Source organism: Paenibacillus sp. FA6 (assembly GCF_051550225.1).
Taxonomy (GTDB): Bacteria; Bacillota; Bacilli; order Paenibacillales; family Paenibacillaceae; genus Paenibacillus_AQ.
This window is the reverse complement of record NZ_CP188820.1, coordinates 4,088,318-4,113,094: the sequence shown is the minus strand read 5'-3', so window position 1 is coordinate 4,113,094 and position 24,777 is coordinate 4,088,318. Positions and strand designations below refer to the sequence as shown.

The 24,777-nt window shown below is 41.4% G+C and carries 24 protein-coding genes and 2 pseudogenes; 25 read left to right on the top strand and 1 reads right to left on the bottom strand.

Features of this window, described 5'->3' with window-relative positions; translation table 11 throughout:
* Positions 1-45: 45 nt before the first annotated feature.
* From ACP8HI_RS18945 to ACP8HI_RS18875, 15 genes and pseudogenes are all read left to right on the top strand, one after another.
* On the top strand, positions 46-2,697 hold the full coding sequence (locus ACP8HI_RS18945) for a molecular chaperone (protein WP_438347730.1): 2,652 nt from the start codon (positions 46-48) through the stop codon (positions 2,695-2,697).
* Positions 2,698-2,725: 28 nt separating this feature from the next.
* The gene (locus tag ACP8HI_RS18940) at positions 2,726-3,502 is read left to right on the top strand and encodes a DNA and RNA helicase (protein ID WP_438347729.1); all 777 of its coding nucleotides are present in this window, start codon (positions 2,726-2,728) and stop codon (positions 3,500-3,502) included.
* Positions 3,503-3,559: 57 nt separating this feature from the next.
* Positions 3,560-4,183, top strand: a complete 624-nt coding sequence (locus ACP8HI_RS18935) for a hypothetical protein (protein ID WP_438347728.1) — start codon at positions 3,560-3,562, stop codon at positions 4,181-4,183.
* The gene (locus ACP8HI_RS18930) at positions 4,180-5,604 is read left to right on the top strand and encodes a hypothetical protein (RefSeq protein ID WP_438347727.1); all 1,425 of its coding nucleotides are present in this window, start codon (positions 4,180-4,182) and stop codon (positions 5,602-5,604) included. Before ACP8HI_RS18935 ends, ACP8HI_RS18930 begins: the two co-directional genes overlap by 4 nt.
* A 25-nt stretch (positions 5,605-5,629) precedes the next feature.
* Positions 5,630-6,874 carry a pentapeptide repeat-containing protein gene (locus ACP8HI_RS18925; protein WP_438347726.1) on the top strand — a complete coding sequence of 415 codons (1,245 nt, stop codon included), beginning with the start codon at positions 5,630-5,632 and terminating at the stop codon, positions 6,872-6,874.
* Between the two features lie 2 nt (positions 6,875-6,876).
* Positions 6,877-7,419, top strand: a complete 543-nt coding sequence (locus tag ACP8HI_RS18920; RefSeq protein ID WP_438347725.1) for a serine protease — start codon at positions 6,877-6,879, stop codon at positions 7,417-7,419.
* 104 nt (positions 7,420-7,523) lie between these two features.
* The gene (locus ACP8HI_RS18915; RefSeq protein WP_438351899.1) at positions 7,524-8,012 is read left to right on the top strand and encodes a DUF4280 domain-containing protein; all 489 of its coding nucleotides are present in this window, start codon (positions 7,524-7,526) and stop codon (positions 8,010-8,012) included.
* 36 nt (positions 8,013-8,048) lie between these two features.
* A complete protein-coding gene (locus tag ACP8HI_RS18910; protein ID WP_438347724.1) occupies positions 8,049-11,090 on the top strand; it encodes a DNA/RNA non-specific endonuclease in 3,042 nt (1,013 codons plus the stop codon).
* A gap of 4 nt (positions 11,091-11,094) precedes the next feature.
* The gene (locus tag ACP8HI_RS18905; protein WP_438347723.1) at positions 11,095-11,574 is read left to right on the top strand and encodes an immunity protein YezG family protein; all 480 of its coding nucleotides are present in this window, start codon (positions 11,095-11,097) and stop codon (positions 11,572-11,574) included.
* 297 nt (positions 11,575-11,871) lie between these two features.
* Positions 11,872-12,099, top strand: a pseudogene (locus ACP8HI_RS18900) (HNH/ENDO VII family nuclease); the annotation flags it as partial.
* Positions 12,100-12,111: 12 nt separating this feature from the next.
* A complete protein-coding gene (locus ACP8HI_RS18895; RefSeq protein WP_438347722.1) occupies positions 12,112-12,690 on the top strand; it encodes a suppressor of fused domain protein in 579 nt (192 codons plus the stop codon).
* Positions 12,691-13,078: 388 nt separating this feature from the next.
* Positions 13,079-13,906, top strand: coding sequence for a hypothetical protein (locus ACP8HI_RS18890; protein WP_438347721.1), 828 nt, complete (start codon positions 13,079-13,081; stop codon positions 13,904-13,906).
* Positions 13,907-13,910: 4 nt separating this feature from the next.
* Positions 13,911-14,186: a hypothetical protein gene (locus tag ACP8HI_RS18885; protein WP_438347720.1), complete on the top strand. Its 276-nt coding sequence runs from the start codon at positions 13,911-13,913 to the stop codon at positions 14,184-14,186.
* A gap of 24 nt (positions 14,187-14,210) precedes the next feature.
* On the top strand, positions 14,211-14,507 hold the full coding sequence (locus ACP8HI_RS18880; RefSeq protein ID WP_438347719.1) for a hypothetical protein: 297 nt from the start codon (positions 14,211-14,213) through the stop codon (positions 14,505-14,507).
* 396 nt (positions 14,508-14,903) lie between these two features.
* A pseudogene (locus ACP8HI_RS18875) lies at positions 14,904-15,133 on the top strand (DUF6985 domain-containing protein); the annotation flags it as partial.
* A gap of 284 nt (positions 15,134-15,417) precedes the next feature.
* Here ACP8HI_RS18875 and ACP8HI_RS18870 read toward each other — a convergent pair.
* A complete protein-coding gene (locus ACP8HI_RS18870) occupies positions 15,418-15,786 on the bottom strand; it encodes a hypothetical protein (protein WP_438347718.1) in 369 nt (122 codons plus the stop codon).
* A gap of 152 nt (positions 15,787-15,938) precedes the next feature.
* On the opposite strand from ACP8HI_RS18870, the gene ACP8HI_RS18865 reads away from it, so the two are divergent.
* The 10 genes from ACP8HI_RS18865 (at position 15,939) to ACP8HI_RS18820 (ending at position 24,761) form a co-directional block, all read left to right on the top strand.
* Positions 15,939-16,160, top strand: a complete 222-nt coding sequence (locus ACP8HI_RS18865; protein WP_438347717.1) for a helix-turn-helix domain-containing protein — start codon at positions 15,939-15,941, stop codon at positions 16,158-16,160.
* A 460-nt stretch (positions 16,161-16,620) separates the two neighbouring features.
* Positions 16,621-17,964, top strand: coding sequence for a phage tail protein (locus ACP8HI_RS18860; RefSeq protein WP_438347716.1), 1,344 nt, complete (start codon positions 16,621-16,623; stop codon positions 17,962-17,964).
* A complete protein-coding gene (locus ACP8HI_RS18855) occupies positions 17,961-18,575 on the top strand; it encodes a hypothetical protein (protein WP_438347715.1) in 615 nt (204 codons plus the stop codon). The genes ACP8HI_RS18860 and ACP8HI_RS18855 overlap by 4 nt, the downstream gene beginning before the upstream one ends.
* The gene (locus tag ACP8HI_RS18850) at positions 18,575-19,099 is read left to right on the top strand and encodes a hypothetical protein (protein ID WP_438347714.1); all 525 of its coding nucleotides are present in this window, start codon (positions 18,575-18,577) and stop codon (positions 19,097-19,099) included. Before ACP8HI_RS18855 ends, ACP8HI_RS18850 begins: the two co-directional genes overlap by 1 nt.
* A gap of 16 nt (positions 19,100-19,115) precedes the next feature.
* On the top strand, positions 19,116-19,511 hold the full coding sequence (locus tag ACP8HI_RS18845) for a DUF4280 domain-containing protein (RefSeq protein WP_438347713.1): 396 nt from the start codon (positions 19,116-19,118) through the stop codon (positions 19,509-19,511).
* Positions 19,512-19,531: 20 nt separating this feature from the next.
* Positions 19,532-22,399 carry an AHH domain-containing protein gene (locus tag ACP8HI_RS18840; RefSeq protein ID WP_438347712.1) on the top strand — a complete coding sequence of 956 codons (2,868 nt, stop codon included), beginning with the start codon at positions 19,532-19,534 and terminating at the stop codon, positions 22,397-22,399.
* Positions 22,396-22,887 carry a hypothetical protein gene (locus ACP8HI_RS18835; protein ID WP_438347711.1) on the top strand — a complete coding sequence of 164 codons (492 nt, stop codon included), beginning with the start codon at positions 22,396-22,398 and terminating at the stop codon, positions 22,885-22,887. The genes ACP8HI_RS18840 and ACP8HI_RS18835 overlap by 4 nt, the downstream gene beginning before the upstream one ends.
* A 271-nt stretch (positions 22,888-23,158) precedes the next feature.
* Positions 23,159-23,614 (top strand): hypothetical protein, encoded by a 456-nt coding sequence (locus ACP8HI_RS18830; RefSeq protein WP_438347710.1) that lies wholly within the window; start codon positions 23,159-23,161, stop codon positions 23,612-23,614.
* A 154-nt stretch (positions 23,615-23,768) separates the two neighbouring features.
* Positions 23,769-23,915 carry a hypothetical protein gene (locus ACP8HI_RS18825; protein WP_438347709.1) on the top strand — a complete coding sequence of 49 codons (147 nt, stop codon included), beginning with the start codon at positions 23,769-23,771 and terminating at the stop codon, positions 23,913-23,915.
* 51 nt (positions 23,916-23,966) lie between these two features.
* Positions 23,967-24,761 carry a hypothetical protein gene (locus ACP8HI_RS18820; RefSeq protein WP_438347708.1) on the top strand — a complete coding sequence of 265 codons (795 nt, stop codon included), beginning with the start codon at positions 23,967-23,969 and terminating at the stop codon, positions 24,759-24,761.
* Positions 24,762-24,777: the final 16 nt, after the last annotated feature.

Below are 24,777 nucleotides of genomic sequence, written 5' to 3'. Positions count from 1 at the left end.
GGCGGATAGGATGACTTCACAGATGATCAGTGAGGAGGAAAAGGCATGAAGGGTTATTCCTACAAATTGCATAACGATCTAATAACGAAAGCCTCTGAACGTGGTGTTGTTAAGTATACCCGAGATGAGCTTATGGATATGACCACATTTCAGTTGCGGAATATTTGCTATAAACAAAGACTGGTTGAAGGACTGGGTAATAGCTTAGACCGTGAGGGATTAATCCGCATCATCATGAAGTATCTAAGTGCGGAGGAACGGTTATTCATAGGCCCGATCTGTGAGGGAGGCTTTGATCGAGTTCAAAGTACAATCCGCAAGTATATGCAGCTCCCACTCCAAGGTGACGGAGGTATTCGTGTACCTGCAAGATTGATTCTTTACTCGGGGATGGCCACGGATAAGTCCGATAGCTATCGAGTAACTGCTACAGTACCGCTACCGGAATCCAATGTGTTACTAGTGAATGATCGTATGGAGCTGTGCGGCATTCTTCATCTGCAACAAGATGAAGGGAAGCAGGGACAATATTATCTGACTACAGATCGCGAAACACAGTGGTTGCTTACGTCAAATCGCCACTACAGCCTATTATTCTTGCGTAAACGAGAGTCGGAATATATCTACAATACCTATTATCAGGTGCATGACCAACCTCCAGCTAATATCCAATATTATAAGATCCCCCTCGCAGAACTGGAGATAAGAGAACTAGAAGAGACAGATGCTGTGCTTGCTATTGATTTCGGTACATCGAATACGACAGCGGGTGCCTTTCTATATAACGGTTATGCAGCATCGCCAAGTAGTCTAGATCTGCTGAATGGACAGATTCAGATGGATACCATCAACTATGTTAAGTTCCCAGATACCACGTATAAGGTGACGGATTGGATTGAAGCATTGCCTTCGGTGGTTAGTGTGACGGACTGTTCTGACCCAACCAACATTCAGTATAACTTCGGTTATCAGGCGCTTCGAAGTATGCGTCATAGTAGTTATAGTAGCCGTGCTAGTGTGTTTCACGGGATGAAGCGATGGGTGAACAATTACGCCAAGCTAGAAGAAGTCATGGATACACAAGGGAATATTGCAATGGTATCTAGGAGCGAGATTCTTCGCGCGTATATCCAGTATGTGATAACGAGAGCGGAACAACAATTCAAGTGTAAATTCAGACATTTGCACCTATCTAGCCCTGTGAAGATGAAGACACAGTTCCTAGATATGTTCACTCATATTTTACCGGACTATAAGATTGAGCGAGACAACGCGCTGGATGAAGGAATGGCCGTACTGTATAACACCATTGCCGACGGAATTGAACGGGGAACGTTTGAGGATGGAGAGGAATATAAGGCATTGGTTATCGATTGTGGGGGAGGAACAACGGACTTATCCTCTTGTAACTTCCGAGTGGAAGACGGTCATATGTCTTACCGAATCGATATTAATACGACTTACGAGAATGGGGACACCAATTTTGGTGGCAATAACATCACATACCGCATTATGCAATTCATGAAAATTGTCTTTGCCGACTATTACATGGGTCAACGCAATCTAAGCGATATTGATAAGCTGATCAATATTCCCGCGAATGATCTATTCCGAGAGGTCGATGAACAGGGTGTTGAGCAAATATATAGTGAATTAGAACGAAGGTACCGTGAGGCGGAAGACGTTATCCCAACGGCATTCACCTTATATGAGAATCGTTCACGTGATGAGTATTTACGTGTACGGGGTAACTTTCACTTCTTATGGGAAATTGCTGAACAAATGAAAGAGCAGTTCTTTCGTAGAACGGGGATACTGCGTAATCGATTCCATTCTGAGCACGATGCGCTCGAAGAAAGCGACTTACAGATTACGACGATAGATCGCTGGTTCTTGTCGGTGTCTCGTAATGGAGTGATGAAGGATGAATACGAATTCCCCGATGTCGTGTTCAATATTAAGGAGATCACGCAATTAATCAAAGCGGATATATACGACGTCGTCCGTAAATTCCTCGATGATTTCTATCGTGAAGGGCGCATCAGTGACTATTCCATTATTAAGCTTACGGGTCAGTCCTGTCGTATCGACGTGTTCCGTGAAGCACTGAAAGAATTCGTCCCTGGACGAAGCATTGAATTCCGACAGAAGCCTGTAGAAGGAAGGATACCTGATCTTAAATTATCCTGTCTACGTGGGGCGATTCGGTATTTGCATGCACGTAAATTCGGCAGTATTGAAGTGAGTATCACGAATTATTCGTCTGTTATTCCTTACGCTGTTAGTGCACATACCCATAATCATCAAGAGAAAGAGCTGATCAGTAGCTTGGAACGTAGTAACCGAGTGCTCGGTTCCATCTCACGTCCATTCGATACCGCAGAAATAGAATTCTTCCTCCATGGAAGTGATGGCGGGCTTCGTCAAAGCTACTTATACGTAAATAAAATTACGGATTATCGTCCCATTACGCATCAGGAGATCAATCTGGCTTATGCGGACAAAATCCCACAGGACGACACGGATTCTATCGTCAATGGAGAGACCAAGTGGTTCGTGTTCGCAGATGACAATCATTGGGGGTTCCACGTGCTTCCTATAGCACGGCAGAAGGACGGATTACACCTTGGAAGGAAACAAATATTTGCATTTGAGAGCGATCTGTCCGAATTGGATTTCTTCGATGGATTGAAATAAAGATACCAAGCGGCAGAGGAGGAGCACATTGTTTACACATCTATATCCCCATTTCAATAAAGGTAGAATTCTGAAGACAGAAATGTTGACCAATTTACGAGACTTCCCTCGTGAATTCGTAGATATCCACTATGCGGATTATTCCGATGGTATTGTGACAGGTGCTAATCTCAAAGTCGGTCCTAAGCATCTGATCATCTCACCAGGTATTGTACGGCATGAGGGAAGGCTCTACATATTGAACGAATCCACGGAGATTTCCTATTTGGCTACAGGCAAGGAACTAGCGCTCAAGATCCGTTTCCTCGAAGTGAAGGAAGGCAGTGACCTGACAGTGTACTCTAGCGAAATGGTGCTAGACGAACAAGTAGATTGCAATTCATCTGAGCTGGAACTCGGTCGTTTCAAACTGAAGGAAGGGGCTAGACTCCGTCAGGATTATCAGAACTTCACGGATTTCACGACCGAATACAATACCTTGAATGTGCTGCACACATCCTATGCTGCACATGGGGAGAGTACATTATCCCCATTAATTATGCGCTATTTCGCAGATCAGATGCTTCGTAGTGGCAGTGCGGACCCGCGTGATCTGGTCTTCGCAATGATGTGCGGCAATGAAGGAACCGTGTCACGCAGCATGATTCTGCACTATATCGCCGGTCGTATGGGCATAGCCTACAAGGAATATACCCATGTGCAGATTCACAAGCATCTAGGTCGAATTCTGGATAACGTTCGCAGCGGCGGTAAAGCTCGGGGTAGCTTCTCCATGGGTGGCCCGCAGCGGGTGATTGTGGATTAGGGAGCTAATGTTACTGAATGGAGAGTTCACTCAATTTATTAGTAGGAGGAATAGGCGATGACAGATCAGAAACATTGGGATGAGAATATTATCAATATGATGAATAGGTCAGGTCAGGAAGGTACGCTCAATCGGCAAAGAAAAGTAGATCATGAGACGATTGATTTAACCCAACCCTTTATACAGATTGGTGAAGACATGATTGTATTTGCAGAGCGAAATCTATACGAAAACAAACTGAGTCTGTTCATGCCCCAAACATTTAAGCCAATGTCCCCAGAGATGGCTAACCTGAAATATCCTTCAGGCAGACGCCCTGATCATATTTTTACAAATGTTAACGGAACTGTGAATATGGCTTTTACCTATACGAGTACAGCGGTGAATGAAACGGAGATTGTGGATTTCACGAAAGAGATGGTGAGAATTCTACGCAAAACGCAGAAGTTGCAGCAGTGGTATGGAGATGGTGTGAAAGAATATCAAATCCCCATTGGGTATTGCGAGTTTCTATCTCCTACCATGAATGCGAATGTATATAATCTCATGTTCTTTGTTTCATTGGACGACCGTGCTGTGCTATGCACCTTTAATTGTCTAGATATCGAGATGAAGGACTGGAAGCCAGTAGCCCATCAGATGATGGCTTCAACCAAGATCCAAGGAGGCGAAGACGAATGAGTCAAGCTACGCTGGCCTACCACAACCTCAAAATATCCCCATTTGAACTGGTTAATCTACAAGAGCTAACCATCTCGAAGAAATTGAACGAGCATGCTTATTTACAATTTAAAGGAATCGTATCGGAAGAATTGAAGGATAGCTACGTCCTCATGTGCGATTCGGATACGACGGTTGAATTAAGCCAAATAGACGAAGAAGGAAAAAGTACACCATTGTTCTGCGGCATCGTCCGTAATATTGCGGTACAGGCCATTCGCGGTATTTATTATCTCGAAGTAGAGTGCATATCTCATACGTATGAATTGGATGTGAAGAAGAAGAGTCGTTCTTTTCAGAACAAGAATATGACTTATCCTGAACTACTAAATATGATTGCCTCTGATTATTCAGGTATCGACATTATGGATGAAGCGACAGATGGAGCCACCATTGGTCGGTTTACGATGCAATATATGGAGACAGACTGGGCGTTTCTGAAGCGAATGGCTTCACGCTTGCGGACTATACTTATGCCAGCCTCGGTGTTTGAGCGTCCCAAATTTTATTTCGGTCTGCATGATGCAAATCCCAAAGGAAAGCTGGACGACTTTCACTATCGTGTCGTTAAGAAGCTGGAGCCCTTTCGGGATACGACGGAGAATACAGGGGCTAGCGTCGAGGAGAATGACTACATTTATTACGAGGTTGAAAGTGGTCTTGTTCTGGATCTCGGCAATGCGATTTCGTTCAAGGGGAAGCTCTTGTACGTGTGCGAGGCTCAAACAGAGATGAAAGGTAGCGAGCTAAAGCATCATTACACCCTCAGCACACGAAAAGGCTTACGTGCCAATCCTCTGTACAACGACCCTATTATTGGAGCTTCCATTCAAGGGGAAGTCATAGAAATTCAACGAGATACCGTGAAAGTTCATCTTAATATTGATCCTTCCCAGAACAAAGCAGAAGCGCATTGCTTTCCCTATTCATCCGTGTACACCGCAGAAGGAAATAGCGGCTGGTACTGTATGCCAGAAGTTGGGGATCATGTGAGGGTCTATTTTCCAGGGAACAAAGAAGAAGAAGGCGTGGCCTCAAGCTCTGTTCGTAAGAATTCAGAGGAAGGGGAGACGAACAAACTTAGTAACCCAGATCATAAATACTTCCGTACAGCTGCAGGGAAGGAACTAAAGATGACGCCTGAAGAGATAGTCATTACGGGTAAGGATGGCGAAATATTCATCCGGCTTAGCGAAGGGGGCGGGATCGAGATCAGTAGTACTCAGATGATTAAATTAGTAGCCAAGCAAGACATTGTGATGAATGCGGAGGAGAATATTGTGATCTCCGCTAAGGATAAAATCAGCTTAATCTGTAAAGAAAGTACCATCGTGCTAGATGGAAATACAGATATATCCGGCCTTGAGTTGAAGACGAATTAAGGATCAGAAGTCAGGAGGGGTATTCGTGAGTGAGAAATCTCTTGGAGAACTTACGAACGCGAAAGCACAAATGAAGGACATGGCTAGGGTCCAATTTCGAGAACAGGAAATCAAGAAGAAAAGGCTTGTCCTGTTAGATGAGCTAGAACGAGATTATATTCTGAACCGTGAGGTACTTAAAGATGAGTTCGTGGCATCCATCGCAGCTTGGTGTAAGGAATTATTGGAGCGACAGTCGATTGGGGAGAAAGGGAAGATTGGACATCTAACCTATGCCATGCTCCGAACGGATCTGATGGAGGGAAGGTCTCGCTATCTCGCTGAAGCGACGGATGAGCGCTGGTTCATAGATATGACAGTTCATCGTAGTTTCTATGATGCAACGTGGGCTTTCGCATATTTAGATGGTTGGATCGATGAAATGAAAACACAAATGCATACCTATGCAGGTCAGATAACCTTGATGGATGTGGGACAAGAGTTACTACGAGAAGCTGAATATGTCCATTCGTATGTGGTTGCTCTCATTCGTTATGCCATGCCTTATGCTGCTCAAACCGAAGAATTTATACAATTGGATAAGGAAGAAGTATTTGAGGTACGCGTTGGAGAGTATCTAGACATGAGTGAAGTGGTTTACAAAATAGATACGCGTTCCCGAGAGAATGAACAGGTGAAAGCATGGCTCAATGAGCGAAAGGATACCGCTTATGGTTATGGAGTCTATTCCAATCTAGATTTGGCTGATGAAGATTATGACGGTATGGACTTCCGTTATTCTCGGTTCGAGCGAAGTCATCTCGAGCGGAGCAGTTGGACCGATGCATTATTGGTGGGCGTACGATTTGAACATTGCCGCCTTCGTGAAGCAAACTTTGTAAATAGCTGTATTCATGGTGCTAGCTTTATAGATTCTGATTTACGTGAAGCTAATTTCAGCAATGTGCAGGGAATGCGCGGACAAGCAGATCCGCAACTGTGGGAAATGCCTGGTTTCGAAGAGGTGGATTTCAGTCAATCTAACCTCTCGTATGCTCAATTTAATGAATCCTATCTACGTGGAGCCAATTTTAGCGGAGCGACCTTGATCGGTGTCAATTTCACAAAGTCCAATCTTGAAGGGGCTGATTTCAGAGGAGCCGACCTAACGGATACCGATTTCACAGGTGCCCTTATGCTTGGTGCGATGATCGATGAACAAGATTCAGAGAAATTTTCAGAATCATTGCGGAAGAATCTACATATCTTCCCTACTCATCAGGAGGTGTAACCATGAAGTTGGATTATTTTCGTCTATCGCTGGATCCAAGGATCCCTGATCCTGCTGAACCCGAGGGTCTACGTGACCTTGTTAAGCCAGAGATGTTAACGCTTAGTCATGCACATGAATTACGAGAACTTGAATTACAATTCCCAATCCGCGGAGTCACAGAACCAACATATCCAGATTATCTGGAACGTCCTCTGCCACTGTTGTCGGATCGACTGAAACAACTGATAGAGATCTATTGTCCACGTATGCCTTATGAGCCAATCGGTTTATTGGATGTAAAGCGGTTGAGACACGAGACCTATTGGTTGATGGAACCTCAGCAGAGCGCTTGCTTATCTCAACAGAGTCAATTCCATCCGAATGGTTCTTTGAAGGAACTCGTCATCGATGTTCAGAAGGTCGATGGGCAGATGCTATTTCAAATCGATGGCATACGGGAAACCATCATTGTGGTTCATTTAGCCGTGGCAGAAAGTTTACTGCGGCGGGATTTCCAAGGGATTAAGCTGACTAGAGTGACACAAGAGTTGAACGATGGATAGCACATCCATAGAGGTCAACATGAGAGAGACGGCATCCGCGAACGACGAAGTAAAGGCCGTTCTTTGCTGATGAATCCACCCAGAAGTGAAAGGGGACATGAATGATGAATGTGATCAGAGCACCCAGATCAATCAAAGAATTCACTGTAAATGAAAACGAAGACGGAGCACCAGAAAGTTACGTCGTAGCAGGAGCAATATTGAGCTGCAGCTACGGAACGCAACTCAATCGATTGAAAATACCCATGTGTCATGGTGTGCACTTGAAGGACAAGGCACAACTTAATGTTGCAGACTTTGTGCCAGGGATTCATATTATGCCATTCGGGAATTGTACCTCCCAACTGAATCCGGTCGTTCAGAACGGGCAGTTCGATATTGAAGGCGTGCAGAAAGCCCCCTGCGTACCGCAGATCATATCCCCATGGGTTGCTGGAAAAAGTGATGTCCTGATCGAAGGCGAACCTGCATTGTTGAATAGTTGCACGAATACCTGTGTGTTCGGTGGCTGTATTCGGATTGAAGATGATGGACAGGAGCTTGGAGGGACCTCCTTAGGGGCAACAACTTCCAGCAACGCAATGGAATATTAAGCAAGTTAGCTTGCAGAGGCTAGAGAGGAGGAGAGTATGGGAACTGAAATCCAAGTCAATAAGAATCAAAGATATACGGCAGGATATGGGAACATTCGTCTCGTCTCGCCTTATCCGGTACAGCAGATTCAAACGTTGGATCTGGAGCGGAGGGTGGGTGAACATGCACGATTACAACTGAAGGCGATCATACCAGATGAAGCCAAAGATCACTACATAGAACAAACAGCGAACGAAGAGACGATCATGATTGAAGAAATCGATGAACAAGGCAAACTCGTGCGTATTTTGTTCCAAGGACTGGTACAGACCTTCGCGATTCAAACCGTACGAGGGATTTATCAACTCGAATTAGAAGCCATTTCCTATTCCTCATTATTAGATATCAAGCCAAGGATACGTTCATTTCAGAATCAGGAGATGAAATGTAGTGAGCTCGTGCAAGAGGTGCTCGGTGCTTATCCAGGTTCGGATGTGATCGATAACGCCACGGGAGAGCATCCACTGGGAGGATTTACTCTACAATATAAAGAGACGGATTGGCAGTTTCTAAAGCGGGTAGCTTCGCGATTTGGCGCGGTCGTGATGCCAGAGCTAGCAGCGAATGCACCGAAGTTATGGATGGGACTACCTGAAGGGAAGCTACACACCTTACCGAACCATTTACCATACACCATTCGTCGCAACTTGGGTGCGTTAGAGGAAGCGCTCGGAAGTGGCGCTACGCAAGTAAGCGCTGTGGATTTCACCCAGTATACAGTTGAAAGTAGCCTGTGGTTCAAGCTTGGGGACAACGTCATATTTCAGAACCATGAGCTTACGGTGGCATCTGCAGTCAGCGAATTACGAGATGGGGAACTGCTCCACCAGTATGTACTAAGTCCAGAAGCTGGCATTCGACAAAATGAAATGATCAACACACCACTTGCAGGTGCTTCACTGGAAGGCAAGATCATCAACGTGAAGAAAGACACGGTACGCGTACATCTGAATACCGATGCCACGCAAGAGAAAAGTGAAGCAAGTTGGATACCGTACTCCTCGGTGTATGCATCGAAAGATGGGAGTGGATTCCACTGCATGCCGCAAGAGGGAGACTCCGTGCAGGTGTATTTCCCAAGTGGAAGAGAAGAAGAAGGCATCGCCCAGAGTTCGGTTCGGCGAGGTGGAGGTGGAGCACCCCCATCCCCGAAGATGGACGATCCTAGTACGAAATATTGGGGAACGAATTTCGGAAAGGAAATGAAGTTTGGCGCTTCCGACCTGACCTTGACGGCCACCGAAGGTAGCCTATTCATCTCCTTAGATGATGCGAATGGCATTCTGATCCAAAGTGATACAGGAATATCCATGTCCGGCAAGCAGGATATAGAGCTGACGACGGAGAAAGAATTAACGATAGAAGCACAAAAAGGGTTGTATCTCCTATGTGGTGAGAGCAGTATCGTCATGGATGGGAATAGTGATATCCAGGCCACGGAAGTGAAACTGGAAGGTCAGACGAAATGTGCCGTGTATGTCGAAGATATGGAACCCGAACCGGAAGCACCATTTGTATCCGAAGTGGAGATCGAGGAACCCGAACCTGTGAAGAAGAAAAGTTTCTGGGAGAAAGCGCTAGACGTCACACAAGTCGTACTCGATGTGGCAGGACTCATACCTGGCGTTGGAGAAGTAGCAGATTTACTGAATGCGGGTATATACGTGGCGCGTGGAGATTACACGAATGCAGCCCTATCTGCGGCAGCTGCCATTCCATTCATAGGTTGGGGAGCAGCAGGAGCGAAGGCCGTAAGCCGAGGGATAAGTGCAGTCAAAACAGGCCAGAAAGCATTAAAGGCGACCGATCGAGCTGTAGACACCGCCAAAGCGGTTCGTAAAACCAGTGAAATGGTAACAGATGTGATGAGCAGTGGAAGTATGGGTAAAGTGTTCACCAACGCGCGTAAGATGGCGAATAATCTCGGACTAAGCGAACAAGTGATGAAGCTGAAGAACGTGATGGAAACACTGGCGATGAAGAATCCTAAATTGGCAAAAGTGTTATCCACGTCAACCCATGTGGCGACCCAATACAGTAAGAGTCTGGCGTTGGAACAAGGATTGCAAGCAGGGATGCAGTATGAATTTGTCGGAGACCTTGTTGAGAAACTGGGTGGAGACAAGATGCGTGCTGCGCTGACATGGGTATCCATTGTAGCAGGCTCCAAGCGAAGCGTAGGCGGAGGGAAATCTAAACTCGGCATTACGGATGGTGGAGGAAGCTCTACGGGCGGAGGATCTGGTAAGAAGGATAAGTCGAAGAAAGAGACGGAGAAAATAAAGAAAGATACAGATAAGACCAAGAAGGAAGATACGAGTAAGAAGGATAAGGAAACAACGACAACGAAGAAAGACGATACGAATAAGCTAGCCAAGCCGAAGAGTATAGAGCCGAGCAAGTCGGATAAAGATACATCGACAACGAAGAAGGCTGGGGGTACGGAAGAGTCGGTAGATAAGAGCAAGAATAAAGATCAAGGCAAGAGTGGTAAGGAATCTGGTACTGAGGAGACGGGTAAAGCTACACCTACGAAACCTCCTACTAAAGTAAACTATGGAGATCAATATACTAAAGATGGGCGTAAAAAGGTATTGAAACCAAATGTAGAATACACGACTCCTGAAGGTTATAGTTATCGTACAGATAGTCAAGGGAGGATTATTGACTGTGAAGGCACGCTGAAACTTGATCCAGCAGACCGAAATGAATACGCACAGAAGACGGTAGGAAAAGGAAAAGGTAGATTAGAAGATGATGATGGCGGGCACTTGATAGGGGCTCAGTTTAAAGGATCAAAAAATATTGATAACCTAGTCCCTCAAAATAGCCAGATCAATCGAAGTGGCGGAAAATGGTTTGAAATGGAAACGGAGTGGGCAAATGCACTTAAAGAAGTGCCTCCTAAAAAAGTCGCTGTAAAAATCGAACCGATCTATTCTGGGAATTCATTGAGACCAGATTCATTCAAAGTCACTTATCAAATAGGCAACAAAAGAGCAGTTTCTAAAAGAATATTAAATCAATCGGGAGGTTAATGAAATGGAAAAGAAGATGAATGATTTATATAGAATAATTGCAGAAACTATAAATCAAATGATACCGGTTGAATGGGATGATTTTTATTTTAATGGTGAGGTGGCAAATGGAGAAGGAGGGGTTTTCTTTTTCTTTAAGCCTATAAATGGGGAAGGTTATGTTTATTCTTTAGATATACCAATCAGATATAATATTAATTCGGATGAATATAATCAATTAGAGAATAAATTGTTTAAGGTTACAAATGATCTGAAGAATGTATTTTTAGAAAATGGACAAGAGCCTTGGTTTTCAATAACTATGAAACTTACATCTGAAGGAAAATTAAATATAGAATATGATTATACAAAATGGGGAGAATCAAATTTTGGTCCTTCAGATAGGTTAGAATATTGGGAAAGTAAATACTTAAATAATATTCCGGATGATGAAAGTGATAGAATTAAAATTGAAAAAATGAAGGAATTTGAAGAGAATAATTAAAGGTTAATGTCCATTATATGAATTCATTTTTTACCATTATTGGATATTTAAAATATTTATTCATGGAGCTCCCCTAATTTTGGGTAGCTCCTGTTTTATACATTGATGTATTTAAAATCGAGCTATTCCTTTTTTAAGATTACTACTTAGGGAACGGGTGAAGGTGGCACTGAACCAACTCCGCCAAAGAAAGAACGTAAACCAACCGAGAAATACCAATATCGGAGACCTAAGAATTTTCGTAAGGGAGTTCGAGACGAGGCATGGGATAATGCTAAAGGTGATGATGGTAAGGTAAAAGATCCCGTTAAGAAAACAGAAATGAACAAAGAAGAACCATGGGATATGGGGCATAAACCAGGTTACGAATTTAGAAAGCATCAGATAAGTGCAGCGGAAAGAGAAATCTCAAGAAAACAGTTTTTGGACGAACATAATAATACTGATCACTATAGACCGGAATTGCCTAGCTCGAACAGATCACATGAAGGTGAAGATCCATCTGATTTGTATTACGGACCATAGGAGGAAAGAGAAATGGAAGTAACGAATCAAATGAAAGACATTGCCAAACTCTTGGGAAATATTAATGGTGGGCGTCCTAGAATATCGAGATTTTACGACGATAATAAATTAAACAGTATTGATGTTGTAGTAATGGATAATAAGCCTGATTTACATGAGACTACATTTGCAACAATAGGGTTGTGTAATTATAATATTGGATATTTTGTCGACGGAAAGCCGTTAAGGGTCGAATTTATTGGGGCATGTATAGATGAGTATAATCAGTTCGGCAACATACTAAGCACTTGTGCCTTTAATATTATTAATTCAGATTATTCTTGCTCACCTGGTACAATTTATCCAAATGTTGTGAAGATGTATTACCCTGAATTTACTTTGAAGCATGTAATGTTTGTTAGTCCTTTTTTATGGGATGAAAGCCTCAAACCATTTGATTTTGAGGATAAACATGTATCTTGGTTACAGGCTATACCAATATCGGATGCAGAGTACACTTATGTTGAAGAAAATGGGAATGAAGCATTAGAAAATCTATTTGAGCAGTCAGATGTAGATATATTGGATTTGAATAGAGTCTCAGTTTTATAATGATATTTTATGTCGGGAGGCTGATGGATGAACCACTGCCCAATGCCGAATGAACCTATCATTCAACCAGTAACACACTTAGCCCATGTAATACCGTTACAAAGATTTCTTCAATTCGCTTGTACGCACTGTAATGCTTGAAAAGTATAACCTAAATAACGCTAAAGCGTTACATAAAACAGGTCGATTAAGGTCAGATATAATCATGATTGACCTGTTTTTTGTTATGTTCGCTTTCTTAATGGTCGTGCTGTCCTGCTAAATAGTTGCGAACTAGAGTCGATGGACGGAATCAACATCGTCCTACGACAGGAGCTTCAGCAGGGCGAGAAATTTATGATCCTGATGATTTTGAAATCCCATGATGGGCAGGAGGTATCTATGGTCTATGGAGTACAAGGCTTATAATGAAAATAATGTTAGGGTTACTGTTTCAGATGAACAATTAAATGAGGCCTTACGACAACATGGTGAGGAATTACCTATTGAGATAGTAATTGCTATGGGTGCTTCGCACAATGATATATTTATTCCGAGAATAAATGAAGCACTTTTTCATCGAACACAACGAATAAGAATTAAAGCAATGCACAGCCTCCTAAGTTTACATAATATTGAAAGTGTCTCTATACTCCAGGAAAAGGAAAAGAGGATTTCAGAAGATGACTTTAATACTTCAATAAGTGAAAAGGCGATTCTTCAATCTGTTATTATTCGTCTTGAACATGGTCCTAGTGGTGCTAAAGAGGCTTTTTTCGAAGGAGTAATTCATCCTCTTGTTAAGACAAACTTATTATATAATTATTCTAGTAACATGGTCTTTACATTAGAAGATGTGCAATTTATTATTAATGCGCTAGAAGCATATGTTCAAAAAAGTGAAGCATGGATACTGAAAATGAAAAGGGATGATTACGAAGACGTTATTATTAAAGGTCTAGAGGCACTTTGGAGCGCATCCGAAGAATGCATCTTGTTTAGTATGTTAAATACTGAGTTCAATGAAAAATTGGTTGAGATAGGGTCGCAAATCTTAAAAGTGAAAATTGATTCTTATGCAAAAGAAATCATTGCAATATTTGCAAAAGCTCTTTTACCCCAATATGCCTATGCAATGTTAGAACCTATTATGAATGGACGAGCAAAGGGAGATGTTCGAAAAGAATTAGAAAAGTCACTTCTAATCCTTCGTCAAAAAGAAAAGGAACTGGAGTGATATTATGGCGATGGAACATAAGGCTTATTTATTTGATACGGATGCTTTTAGTGAAGAACTAAGAGAAATCATAATTACTTCTGGTGCAACAATGGATACAGATTCATTAAAGGCGTTTATTATAAAAAATATAGGCAAGGCGCGATCTGTATACACAAGTGAGTTGTTGAATAATGAGTGGGAAAGGGAAATAGAGAATGGCAATGTTCAAGAACTCGCTGATTTTGCAATGACATGTTACTATTCACCCGAAGAGGAATTAGGATTTTCTTATACATGAGATGCATTATTAGAAGTATTAAATATGATGTCTCCTAAATTTAATCCGGATTATTATATTCTTGGTCGTCCACTAGAATCGGGAATGTTTACACTTGATCCAGGTGGGATGGGATTAGGATTTGTTTACGCTGAGGATATTCCTAGCATGTATAATGAATTGATTGATTTAAAACGAAGTTTTGTTGATAATGGTATGCCATCATCACCTGATTTAGTATATCAGATAACGTATCCTGAGTTAATCGAAGCTTATGACGAACTCATAATACTGTATAAAGAAGCAAAAGAAGCGAATTGTGGTTTATTAATGGCTTTTTAAAAGGTTAAGGTTAATTTGTTGAGGCTATGATTGGAGAAAGAAATGTTTGGCATTATAGCCTTAATAACGAAATACCATTAAATTAAAGGTCGATTATGGTCAGATACCACCATAATCGCCTTTTTTGTTATCTTCTTTTTCTCACGTTTTTATCAAATTAATCGCAATAATCTAATTAGTTAAAAAGATAGGTAGGATGCAAGGGCATGAGGGAAAAGGGCCAAGACCATGAGCAGAGGGATTGTGCAGTAAAACATGAAAGAAAGCATAGAAGGCGATAGACCGAGCTGTAGACACCGGGGGAGTAGGAGAGAAGGGGCGTTTTAATCTTGAGAATTTGCTGCAAAATAGAAAAAGGGAGATTTGAAAATGACAATAAATGATGCAGTTTTTGGAGAACTTGAATATGATAATGATTTTAATGGAAATTACCCTTTAATTGAAACAACTGATCAACTTATTGAAAAAATAACTTTAGTCGGAATTGTTGATCTAAATGTTGAGCCTTAGAATTCTTTGATATCGGACTAACGTTTGATTGTACATGGGATATAGAAAATGGATTAGGTCTTCGATTTATAGAAGGAAAGTTAACTAAGGTGGGCTACCAGGATCTTGTGATGTGAATATCGGTATTGATTTTACAGACGCTAATTTAATGGTAGGTCTTTTTGATGAGACGGATTTGCGCAATGCAAGTTTACTTAATATTGATATAGGATTATGTACGATTGAAAGATAGTGCGTCTATAATAAGACTTTACTAAAGGAAGAAAGTTAGAGTTTCGCCACTACTCCGGCCTGTACTGTCGGGCTGTACTAAAGAGAATATAACTAAGCTTCTATCAAGACAGTTATCTAGGAAAAGTATTCATCAATGATGTGTTAGGAGCGTACTTGTTTGGCGTGTCTATCCAATCCTCAAATTTAAAGATATATCTCCGGATGCTAAATTGATCAATTCAGAAATTAAAAATTCTAAAGCATTCATGGTTTTCAGTTTTTGAAAGATCTCAGTAATAACAATCGTATCCTCACGGGTTACACCTGTAGCAAGTATGATACCAACCACGTCGACACTTTCAGTGTACAAATGGGCATGATCAGAGATTTTACGAATCTTCCGGAACCAAAGATAACCTCCGGTAATATACATAGCATGATTGTAATCGACGAGGTAACCCAGAACTATTTCGTAACTTAGATCGTCAGCATCATATGGCCCCAAAACAATACAAATTTGTTCAAGCAAGTAAACCAACGACCTTTCGTTATTCATATAGTGACATACCTCGAAATCCAAAACAAATGATGACCATATACTTTTATTATTGTTTCGTACGCATAAGCGTACGTCATTTAAATGAATTATATCGTACGCTTATAGGTACAGTCAATGACTAAAATGATGATAGTTTGGAGCGTATGAATATGACAAAGAAAGTGCGTGTGACGCTGGCTGATTTGTTACAGCAAAAGGGCATGACCATGAATGAATTGGCTTTAAAGGCTGATGTTCGTCGGGCCGCTATTTCTGAGCTTATTAATGGCAAGAGAGAAAACATCAACTTCCGTCACATTGAACAGATCGCTGAAGTACTTAAGATATCAGATATTAGAGAGATTATTACGCTAGTTGAGGAGGATGATTAGGCTATTCCTTCATATCCACGTATCAGCCAGCTGCATTGATCTGTTCCAAGCAATACATTACAAAACAGAAGAAGGATCTACAGTTCACTTCCTAACTTGAATCAATTAGAAGGTTTACTCCACTTGCAATAAGAGTGGGAGTAAGCCTTTTTTTGCATGAAGAATATTAAAGAGTGGAAGAAAGTATCTCTTAAGTATGATCAGTACGTTACTAAATACAATGGATTATGTAGAAGGTAGCGAAGAGGACGGAATTGTCCTGAAGAAGCGATAGCGTTCGCCTTTGCCATCGGATTTCTACCGTATTAGACGGTATACAATCAAGAAATCTGATGGCAACAGCGATTGTAAGGACAATCCGTCAGCGTAGCGGTCATCCTACACTACTGTCTTTCAAAGTACTAGCAACTAGATTTCAGATATATCGATGAAATCCAGTCCGTTTGATAAGATAACGAACTTGAGCTTAATTAGACAGGTCAATGAGCATGTAAAGTTAGCCATTAGTGGAATTATCCCTGAAAGTAAACTAGATCAATATATTGAACAAATCGATGAGAATGAAAGCATTGAGATATGTGTAACCAACGATAACCGAGAGATGGTCTTATTCAAAGGGATTATTACGAATATAGCAGTTCAAGTAGATAGAAATGTGAGAACAATGACAATCGAAGCGAGTAGTAAGACGTTCCTCATGGATATTAAGAAAGAGAGTCGATCCTTTCAGAATAGCCAACAATCCTATTCCGATGTCTCCTCGACAATCACCAGTTCTTTCCCACAAGCAGACGTAGTCGATGCTGCCTCAAAGGGAGCATCCATTGGAGGGCTGTTGGTTCAGTATCGAGAAACAAGTTGGGAATTCGCCAAGAGACTAGCTTCTCACTTTCATATGCCCTTACTTCCTATAAGTACATTGGACGGGATTAAATACTATGTGGGTCTGTCAGATTCTGGGCAACCGGTTGAACTCAATGAATATAATTATACGATACACAATAACATGAAAGAATATAAACAGATCACCGAGAATAGCGAGGGTCCTTCTATTGGTCAAAATAACTTTCGTTTTGAAGTTACAAGCAATAAGGTGCTAGAGATAGGTTGTTCCGTGAAATTTCGTGATCATAAATTATATGTCTATCGTGCTGAGATAGCGATCGAGAAAGGGATACTCGTAAATCAATATCAACTGCGTGATCGAGAAGGCTTTCAATGTCATAAGCAATATAACAATGCCATCGTTGGTAGCTCTTTATTCGGTAAAATCACTGCGATTGCTAAGGATAAAGTGAAGCTACATCTACAAATAGATGATAGCCACACCTCATCTCAGGCAATGTGGTTCTCTTACTCAACAGTGTACTCATCACCAGATGGAAGTGGCTGGTATTGTATGCCTGAGATAGGAGATGAGGTCCGTCTTTACTTCCCAGATGCGGAAGAGAAGAATGCCTTTGCAGCAAGTTCAGTAGACTTAGACTCTTCAGATACGACCAAAAGAAGTGATCCATCCGTGAAAAGCATTAGTACCAAGTATGGGAAACAAATTGTATTTCAGCCAGGAGCGGTTGAAATTATCGGCAATGGACAGACGTTATTACGATTAACAGACGATGGCGGAATAGAGATCAAGAGTGACAAGAAAATTGTGATTACGGCTGTAGATGATATAGAAATTACAGGCGGAGCCAAGGTTCTGATTCAGGGAGATGAAGGGGTAGATCTTAAGCAGGCGGATACCGTATTAACGATCCAAGATGAAGTCGCGTTGACCGGATCTAAGGTGAATATTCGATGAACTATATGAATAAAGAGGCTGCCATATCCGACTTTTTAGAGAAATTCGTATTTAATCAGTGGATCAATGATGTCATTCTCATTGACGATGTTTACAAGGAACGTCAAGAACAGATTGACCGAAGCCTGTATGAATCCTTCAATGATTTATTGGTGAAGGCAAGCACGTTACATGAACAAGGAGATAAGGGGGAAATTCGTTATATCTATTGTTCTTATTTACGTACAAGTGTAATGGAGAATAAGGCTATGTATAGACTAGATGCCTATGATTCTAAGTGGTACCTGGATTCAACAGAGTGTAGCACAACATGGGAGGCGTCTTTTATGTTTGAGCCCTTGTTTAAGCGTATGGAGATGCTCGAGCAAGAGAAGAAACATTATGCAAGAAAAATTACTTCGATGGATATTGAAGAAGTAAAGCAGATTGAAGGCTATAAATATCACTTGTTAACCAAAGAATTGATCAAAGAACAACTCCCTTTCATCATGGATAAATGTCATTTTAACCATATCATAGATGATTCTGGCCTGATCGTGGCGGTTGGGGAATATCGAGATGAAAGTGAAATGGTCTTTGAATACAACGGTCAAGGCGGGGATTGTGAATAATGGATTACTTCGTATTGAGGCAAGACGAGCGGTATACCCAAATCCCTATGATTGAACAACTCAGAACTCAAATTAACACCAGACATATTCATCTGACGGACGCACACCATATACCTGACACATCGATCTTTTACGTGAAAGCAGATCAAGAAACAACCTATTTAGATTTCCTTGATCGACAGTTAGTGCTGATGTCCAACAATATGAAGCAATTGATAGACTTATATCAGCCCGATTATATCACTAAATTAGTCGTTCTTATTGATAGGACAATGCAGAAACAATCGGAATATTATCTACCGATCTTTAAGGAAATCAGTTGCCTCAGCCCAAATACGGAATTTCATCATGATCATACCACGATAAAAAGACTCGTTCTGCAAGAAAGTCAGATTCAGAATCATCAGATATTTCAAATCAAAGAGAGCGAAAAGCCACTCATTGTCATTCGGCTAGATGTTGCGGAAAGTATATTTCGACGTGGGTTTACAGGTATCTGCTTAGATAGGATTTCTGTTGAATAGAGAGGAGAAGGATAATATGTCTGATCATCCTGCTTATGTCGTAAGAGGTGCATTGATGGAATGTAAAATGGGAACTCATCGTAGGCGCATTAATCTTCCAGAAAGTCATGGTTCTTACGTCAATGACAAACCGATGATGAACGTAGATGACTGCAAACCAGATCATATCCCTTACTTTGGTATATGTAATAGCATGTCTAATCTAAACAGCGCAGTCGTACATCTTATCGCAGAAGATGGATCAATGACAATCTCTGGTAAACCATGTGTACCTACCTTTTTTGGGAAATGGGTGAATGCTAAAGAAGGGACATTAGTAGAAGGGAAAGCAGCACTGACCACAGATTCAGTCATCTTTTGTCAGTGTATGGGTATAGTCAAGTTCCTCAAAGATGGACAGCATGATGATTAGTGAAAGGGGAGGTTGCGATCATGATTACTTACGATAGTGTCGTTGTCCACACGCCATATTCTCTGCAAAAGATTATCGATCTGGACATTACCATGAGGCCTGGGGAACACGCTAAGGTAAGCATGAAAGGCATCGTGGACGATTCATTTCACGTCCAATCGACAACTGGAGCGATGTGGCAGGATGAACTAACGATATATGACAAGATGGATGAGGAACAAATCATCGTCTTTAAAGGTTTAATTACGTCAGTGAAAAGTACGAATGTGAATGGCGTTTATTATGTAGAGATTGAAAGCTTATCCGCGAGTATCCAACTAGATATCCAGAGAAGAAAACGATCCTTCCAGAATAGTTCGATGACCTATGATGCACTACTTAAGAGTATCATGCAAGCATATCCTGAAGCAGATATCTCATGTAACATCGGAGAGGGAATACCTATAGGAGAACCTATTATCCAATATGAAGAGACAGACTGGGAGTTCATCAATCGTCTGGCAAGCCATTTCCAACAATTCGTTACATCGGATTTACAGTATTCGAAGCCCAAATTCTATTTCGGTACACCACCGGGCAAAGAACTGGAGATAACAGAGGATGTACCATATACCGCAGGTAAAGATTTAGTCGCATATCATCGTGCGGGTGGTGCAGAGGCAGGACTACATAACACGGACTTCTTCTATTATGAAATCATAACTGATAAGCAATATAACATTGGTGACATCGTGAATTTCAGAGATAAGCAATTGGTGGTTAGCGAAAAGACGGTACAGTTAGAGGAAATACAGCTGGTATATAGCTACCGCTTGTCACGTCAGAAAGGAATACATCGAAGAATCATACATAATGAACGGCTGTCTGGCGTCTCACTTGAGGGAGAAGTGCTAGATGTTAAGGGAGAGCAAGTCAAGTTACACCTAACGATAGATAAAGATCAAGCTAAGAGTACCGCGCACTGGTTCATATTCGCCCCACCCACAGGGAACGCCATGTACTGTATGCCTCAGATTGGAACGAATGCCACGCTGTACTTTCCAGAAGTCGATGGAAAAGGAGCAATCGTGACGGGGTGTATACGAAAGAATGGAGAAGAATGTGAGAAGTCTGGAGATCCTAACATTAGATATTTCGGAACAGAGCATGGGAGTGAAGCCAAGTTATCTCCAACAGGCATAGATATTGTAAGTGGCTCGAAGGAACCGTTAAAGTTAACTCTAGAAGACGATAACGGTATTACATTAACCAGCCATAAGAAACTATTATTACAAGCAGATAGTGACATCATCATACACAGCCAAAAGCGAGTCGTGATCCAAGCGGAAAGCCAAGTGATGGTAGTAAAAGCTGGGCAGACCAGTGGGATAGCTATAGAGAACGAGTACCATATCCTTGGGGCGCAGGTCATTGCTGAAGGGTCGGATCGAACAAGCTACCCACCTTATGCTGACGAACCACTGATAGGGACCCCACCACCGCAACCCGAGCCTGAGCCCGAGGAGAAACCACCGTTTAGTTGGAAGAAGCTTGCGGGAAATGTACTCGGTGCACTTGCGGTAGTTGCGGTAGTAGTAGCTGTTGCCGTTGTTGTCGTAGCGACAATGGGTGCAGGTGCCGTGGTAATAGGCGCTGTAGCAGCAGGAGCAGCGATAGCGGGTACAGCCGCCGTCGTCAGTCAGGCCGTGTCCGATATTGCCAGAGGAGAAGTCAGCGACTTTGGTGCCTATGGATGGGCTGCCTTACGAGAGTCGACCATAGGGGCAATATCTGGAGCGATATTCGGTCCATTCGGACTAACTAGTGTTGTAGGTGGGAAGATGGCATTGGGAGCAGTAACGAATGCCTTCGAGAGTGTAATCCGTCAGACGATGATTGGAGAAGGCTTTAGCCTGAAGACACTACTTGGCGATGCGACGATAGGAGCCGTAACAGCAGGAATACTGGATTCAAGAATCGTTAAAGGAATCGGTGGGGCAGTAGTAAACAAACTTAGTAGCGTAGCTCCATGGATACAAAAGGGAATAGGCTCGGTTGCGAAACAATTCAGCAAGAGAGTAGATGATCTATCCCAATATGGCAATAAAATAGGTCAGAAATATATGAAGGAAGCCAGAGAGTTGCTTGATGATGTTGCTACGTCGATAAAACAAGCAGGGAACAATCTCGGTGGACCTATACTTGTTCCTGTGGGAGGGAGTCCCAATATTCCTAATAGTAATGTATGGAATAGTACCGTTCCACCTCCATCAGGTCGGCAACAGGACTTCTGGAGTGAGATGGATCAAGGCAAGAAGGAATTGGCTGAGCGGTTGTCGAAGAATGCTGAGAGATTGATTCCAGGAACCCCTGGTAAAGTAACAGGTGGAAGTTCAACGAAATTGGGTAAGAATATGTTTGAGGAAATGGGAGTGGCTAGAACTACAAAGCGTACTCCTTACCAAGCGCAGCATGTTATTCCTGCTGAGTTCAGCGAGCATCCTGTTCTCCAAAAGGTAGGGATGGACATGGATCATGCTTCCAATGGATTTTTCCTTCGCGTTCCAGATGAATACGTGAGCTCAACCTCACGACATCAAGGTTATCATTCAGTTTATAGTGATTTTGTAGAAAGTAAACTAAATAAAATAGATATAAATCAAGAGATTAATATTATTGAAAAACAGCTATTTGAGTTACAACAAAAATTGAGAAAACTTCAAGAAAAGGGACTGCCGCTATATATGAAGGATGACTATTTACAAAAAGAATTAATTAAAATTAAATCCAAAGGCATGGATGATTATCTTCTTAACCGAGCTATCAATAAAGATGAAATTAAGCCAGTATGGCACCGAGGTGGAGGCGCAACAACAGATTTATGGGAAAGGTGGTTTGATAAGTTGTGAAGTACGGAATATATAGTAATTTGGTTGAAGAAGTTATTCAATTCGCTAATTCTATGCAAGTTATTCAAAAGACTGAGAAACCTAAAAATATCGCTATTATTAATCAACATGATGAGGCGAAATGGCTAATTATTAATGAGGTCTTTGGTGAAGATGAATACACCTGGTCTGATATAAGACAGCTTGAAATGGGGAAAGTGAAGGGCAAGTTGTATAAATTAGAGCCTTCCCAAAAGCCTGATGGATTAGATGAAGTGACAGCGATAATAGCAGATGGCCTTAGAAAGCAAATTACCGACGTATACAGCGACTTTTTTGAAAGTGTTGTAGTAGACTTGAGAAACTGTGCATTAAACCGCGCAATCAACGGTGAAGGTGAAAATTTTTATGAACATATTTTTAGAGTTTATAAAGCAGGTGGATTTCCATGTGGATGGGAGGGTGATTATCCTGGGGAAGGAAAGCTTATCGCTTATTTTACCTATTAGAAGGCATGTCTCTCACAAGTAGTAATTTCATATAGTGAGTTTTTAGATAAATTAGCAAATAAGGAATTTGAAAATATTGAGAACGAATTTTTATTGGAATACCTTAACTAAACCAACCAACGATACGCAACAGACCTGAATAATTGATGAATTGAGAAGACATACTCCACTCAAAATGAGTGGGAGTATGTCTTTTTTAGAAGGAAGGTGATGGTTTTAGTTGAAAGAAGCTAGGCAGACGAGTGGGCACTAGGTTTATAGTTGTTGTATCTTGAGTCGGTTTAATTTATTTGTAACTGAGGAAATACCAACTGCAGAGATAGAGGAGGATAGAGGAAGTCCCAAGGTCTTGGGTAAAGGGATTAGTAAAGTCAATGGAGGAATGAAGATAGTAAAGGTACCGGATCCTGCTGGGACAGAGGCGGGACTACATAACACGGACTTCTTCTATTATGACATCATAAGTGATCATCACTATAACATGGGTGACATCGTGAACTTCAGAGATAAACAACTGGTCGTTAGCCAAAAGACAGTACAGTTAGAGGAAATACAGCTGGTATATAGCTATCGCTTGTCTCGCGAGAAAGGAATACAACGAAGAATTATACATAATGAACGGCTGTCTGGCGTCTCACTTGAAGGCGAAGTGCTAGATGTTCAGGGAGAGCAAGTCAAACTACACCTCACGATAGATAAAGATCAATCGAAGGAGACCGCTCACTGATTCATATTCGCTCCACCAACAGGAAATGCCATGTACTGTATGGCCCAAATCGGAACAAGTGCCACACTGTACTGTCCAGAAGCCGATGGAAAAGGCGCGATCGTGACGGGATGTGTACGAACGAATGGAGAAGAATGTGAGAAATCTGGAGAAAATGTCGAGGTCAAAAGACCCTGAGGTAGTGAAGTCTGCTCAGTTAATTGAGGACTTTATTGAAGAGGGTGGTCAGATCAACAAAACTCTTAATAATTTAAGTAAAGAAGGCTTAAATATATGGAAGCGTATGGGCAAGTTTCCTTGATCATTGTAAGTATAAAATAAGATTGAAAACTGATATAAGGAGCTTATTGATATGGATGAAATTGGAGAGTCATATATTAATTATTTTCCGGATGTTTATGCTCGATTTGTTGAAAGAACGGATATGCGTTTAGAGAAATACAGAACAAATGGCTTGCCCAAGAATGTTGGTTTTTACTATACGATGCTGCTTGATAGTTTTATGAATATTGCAATTGGGCAGATCGTTCTTGATAAGGATGTAGTTAAATCAAAGCAATATTTTTATCTGGGTGCTAAAATGCAAGAAGTCATATTTCAAAAATACGACAATAAATTTGATATTTCGATAGATTATGTAAATACCAATAGCTATCGAACATTATTTATGGCATTAATAAGTGATAACCAAGATTTAATTACTTCTCTAGCTACACTCTTCGGTGGTAGAGCTAAAGAAGAAGCAGAAGATGATACCTTTGGGGTACTAGTAGGATATGCTGTCAAGCATATTATATTAAAAGAGTTGGATGAAGCAGAGACATATGTTATAAAACTTCAAGAATTAAATCAAAAGAGTCGGATGCGTCTATATAGGGGTTATGGCATCGTGTTGGATGGAATCATAAAAAAGAATAAGGAATCTGTTCACGATGGTTTGGAATACATGTTGGAGTGTCATAGGAAATTAAAAGATGATTATGGAGATACACCAGAGGAACTTTTAAGTATTCCTGTAATAGGTCTTGTTAAATTGGCTATGAATAGTGGGGTAGAGGTAGAGGTAGAAGTGGATCACATACTCGCACCAAGGGTTATGTTAGAGCAACAGGATATTCAGTATCCTATTGTTGATTTTGTTGACTAATTATTAGGAGGAGGCA

Excerpts from the sequence above, each read along its gene's own strand:
- ACP8HI_RS18945 (WP_438347730.1), top strand. The coding sequence starts at position 46 with ATGAAGGGTTATTCCTACAAATTGCATAACGATCTAATAACGAAAGCC.
- ACP8HI_RS18935 (WP_438347728.1), top strand. The coding sequence starts at position 3,560 with ATGACAGATCAGAAACATTGGGATGAGAATATTATCAATATGATGAAT.
- ACP8HI_RS18930 (WP_438347727.1), top strand. The coding sequence starts at position 4,180 with ATGAGTCAAGCTACGCTGGCCTACCACAACCTCAAAATATCCCCATTT.
- ACP8HI_RS18920 (WP_438347725.1), top strand. The coding sequence starts at position 6,877 with ATGAAGTTGGATTATTTTCGTCTATCGCTGGATCCAAGGATCCCTGAT.
- ACP8HI_RS18915 (WP_438351899.1), top strand. The coding sequence starts at position 7,524 with ATGAATGTGATCAGAGCACCCAGATCAATCAAAGAATTCACTGTAAAT.
- ACP8HI_RS18910 (WP_438347724.1), top strand. The coding sequence starts at position 8,049 with ATGGGAACTGAAATCCAAGTCAATAAGAATCAAAGATATACGGCAGGA.
- ACP8HI_RS18905 (WP_438347723.1), top strand. The coding sequence starts at position 11,095 with ATGGAAAAGAAGATGAATGATTTATATAGAATAATTGCAGAAACTATA.
- ACP8HI_RS18895 (WP_438347722.1), top strand. The coding sequence starts at position 12,112 with ATGGAAGTAACGAATCAAATGAAAGACATTGCCAAACTCTTGGGAAAT.
- ACP8HI_RS18890 (WP_438347721.1), top strand. The coding sequence starts at position 13,079 with ATGGAGTACAAGGCTTATAATGAAAATAATGTTAGGGTTACTGTTTCA.
- ACP8HI_RS18885 (WP_438347720.1), top strand. The coding sequence starts at position 13,911 with ATGGCGATGGAACATAAGGCTTATTTATTTGATACGGATGCTTTTAGT.
- ACP8HI_RS18880 (WP_438347719.1), top strand. The coding sequence starts at position 14,211 with ATGATGTCTCCTAAATTTAATCCGGATTATTATATTCTTGGTCGTCCA.
- ACP8HI_RS18870 (WP_438347718.1), bottom strand. The coding sequence starts at position 15,786 with ATGAATAACGAAAGGTCGTTGGTTTACTTGCTTGAACAAATTTGTATT.
- ACP8HI_RS18865 (WP_438347717.1), top strand. The coding sequence starts at position 15,939 with ATGACAAAGAAAGTGCGTGTGACGCTGGCTGATTTGTTACAGCAAAAG.
- ACP8HI_RS18855 (WP_438347715.1), top strand. The coding sequence starts at position 17,961 with ATGAACTATATGAATAAAGAGGCTGCCATATCCGACTTTTTAGAGAAA.
- ACP8HI_RS18850 (WP_438347714.1), top strand. The coding sequence starts at position 18,575 with ATGGATTACTTCGTATTGAGGCAAGACGAGCGGTATACCCAAATCCCT.
- ACP8HI_RS18845 (WP_438347713.1), top strand. The coding sequence starts at position 19,116 with ATGTCTGATCATCCTGCTTATGTCGTAAGAGGTGCATTGATGGAATGT.
- ACP8HI_RS18840 (WP_438347712.1), top strand. The coding sequence starts at position 19,532 with ATGATTACTTACGATAGTGTCGTTGTCCACACGCCATATTCTCTGCAA.
- ACP8HI_RS18825 (WP_438347709.1), top strand. The coding sequence starts at position 23,769 with ATGTCGAGGTCAAAAGACCCTGAGGTAGTGAAGTCTGCTCAGTTAATT.
- ACP8HI_RS18820 (WP_438347708.1), top strand. The coding sequence starts at position 23,967 with ATGGATGAAATTGGAGAGTCATATATTAATTATTTTCCGGATGTTTAT.